This window comes from Stappia sp. WLB 29 (assembly GCF_023507705.1).
In the GTDB taxonomy this organism is placed as follows: Bacteria; Pseudomonadota; Alphaproteobacteria; order Rhizobiales; family Stappiaceae; genus Stappia.
The window spans coordinates 1-2286 of record NZ_JALBGD010000026.1 but is presented as its reverse complement, the minus strand read 5'-3'; the positions used below and the strand labels follow the sequence as shown (position 1 = coordinate 2286).

The window sequence follows — 2286 nt, the reverse complement described above, 5'->3', positions numbered from 1 at the left end:
GCCCGCGCCCGAGCGCCCGACGAGGCCGACCTTCTCGCCGGGGCGAATCGTCAGGTCGAGCCGGTCGATGACGCCCGCTTCCTTGCCGTAGTGGAAGCGCACGCCCTCGAACGCGATCTCGCCCTTCGACACGGCCAGCGCCGGCGCCTGCGGCCGGTCCCTCACCTCCCGCTCGCGCGAGATCGTGGTGATGCCGTCCTGCACGGTGCCGATATTCTCGAACAGGCCCGACACTTCCCACAGGATCCACTGCGACATGCCGTGCAGGCGCAGCACCAGGGCGACCGCCACGGCGACATCGCCGGTGGTCACCGCCTCGGCCCGCCACAGGTAGATCGACATGGCGCCGATGCCGAACAGCAGCAGCACGTTGATCGTGTGCAGCAGCGTGTTGAGCACCGTCACCAGCCGCATCTGCCGGTGCACCGTCTTCAGGAAGTCCCGCATGGACGAGCGGGCGTAGTCCTCCTCCCGGTCGGTATGGGAGAACAGCTTGACGGTGGAGATGTTGGTATAGGCGTCGACCACGCGGCCGGTCATCAGCGAGCGCGCGTCGGCCTGCACCTGCGACAGCGTCTTCAGGCGCGGCACGAAGAACACCAGCACCGCCAGATAGGCGAAGAACCACAGCACCAGGGGCAGGGCTAGGCGGACGTTCGCCTCGCCGATCAACAGCACCGCCGAGACGAAATAGACCGACACATAGACCAGCACGTCGAGAACGCGGGTCACGACCTCGCGCACCGCCAGCGCCGTCTGCATCACCTTGGTGGCGATGCGGCCGGCGAAGTCGTTCTGGTAGAAGCCGATGCTCTGGCGCAGCAGGTAACGGTGCACCTGCCAGCGGATCGCCATCGGATAATTGCCGAGCAGCGTCTGGTGGAACAGCAGTTCCCAGGCCAGCGACAGCGCCGGCATGATCACCAGGATCACCACGCCCATCCAGACGAGCCGTCCGGCATTGTCGTCGAAGAAGGTCTCGCGATCCGCCGTCGCCAGCCAGTTCACCAGGTCGCCGAGGAAGGAAAAGACCATGACCTCGAAGACGGCGACTGCCGTGCCCAGCAGGCACACAGCCACCAGGATCGGCCAGATCGGCCGCGTGTAATGCCAGCAGAAGGCGAAAAGCCCGGCCGGGGGCGCCGTGATCGGCTGCTCCCGGAACGGGTCGATGAGTTTCTCAAACCGGTCGAACATGACGAAGATCCTCGTGAGACCCGCGGGGGCGATCCGATCGCCGCATCACCGCGTGCCGTCCGGCGGGAAACACCGGACGCGGCGCTGCCGGTGTCATCAGCACCGACAGGATGAACGCGGAAACGGCGGCGGCAAGCACCATCAGTCCCAGAAACAGGGTGAACAGCCTTTCGGCGAACTCGGCTGCCGGCACGCTGGTGCCGGCGGAGACGACCGCGTCCAGGCGGTCGAACTCCTGCAAGGCCTGCGGCACGAACAGAACCAGCGCCAGCGACAGGGTCAGCCCGACAGCGGCGCCGGCGACCAGCGCGGCGTCGGTCAGGCGCCCCTTGCCGGACCCGGAATCGGGGCTGCGGTCGTGGGGACCGCCGATTTGCGGCAGCGGGGCTTCGGGCCGCGCGAACGGATCGAGCGGAAAACGGGAGTCCATGGGTAAGCTCCTGCGGAACTCGGCATCGGACAGTCGCGCAACGGACACGGACGGAAAGACCAGTGCATTCGCCGCGGATCGGCGAATTGCGTGCGGGACGGGACAGGCAGGGATCCGGCAGAAGACCGGATCGAGAGGGAAAATAAGACGGGCTGGAAAGGCTGGCGGCCTAAGCGCCGCGCACCGCAGATCCGGTCATCGGTGCCCCGGCGAGCGGAGCGAGGACGCACATGGAGGTGCGGAAATTGATTGCGCCAAATGCCATCATGCACTCCCTCCTTAGCTGCTGCGACCTGGTATGACCTGCGGGTTCGAAGGCGGACGGGCGTCCGCCGGCCGGGCGTATCAGGCATCCGCGTCGCTGACGCTGGCGATGCCGGGACCCCGACACCCGGGACCATACACGATGACCGCCGGTTGCAAAGCGACAATTCGAACCCGAATGATTGAAGCCATGCGACTGTTGCGTTCATGCAACGTTCTCGCGCCTCGCCCTACACCACCTCTTGCGTGTCCTCGTCGTCGACGGTCAGAAAACCGCCGGACTGGCGCGCCCACAGCTCGGCATAGAGCCCGCCACGGGCCAGCAGCTCCTCGTGCCTGCCGTCCTCGACGATCCGTCCCTCGTCCAGCACGATCAGCCGGTCCATCGCCGCGAT

Annotated in this window: 2 protein-coding genes; both read right to left on the bottom strand. The window is 66.7% G+C overall.

Annotated features, from left to right (window positions below; genetic code table 11):
- On the bottom strand, positions 1 to 1197 hold a 1197-nt coding region (locus MNI96_RS21735), incomplete at its 3' end, for an ABC transporter transmembrane domain-containing protein (RefSeq protein WP_249696634.1).
- A complete protein-coding gene (locus tag MNI96_RS21730) occupies positions 1181 to 1627 on the bottom strand; it encodes a hypothetical protein (protein ID WP_249696632.1) in 447 nt (148 codons plus the stop codon). The genes MNI96_RS21730 and MNI96_RS21735, both read right to left, overlap by 17 nt.
- Between the last annotated feature and the right edge of the window lie 659 nt (positions 1628 to 2286).

Bases quoted from the DNA above. Each gene is read 5' to 3' on its own strand.
- MNI96_RS21730 (WP_249696632.1), bottom strand. From the start codon at position 1,627: ATGGACTCCCGTTTTCCGCTCGATCCGTTCGCGCGGCCCGAAGCCCCG.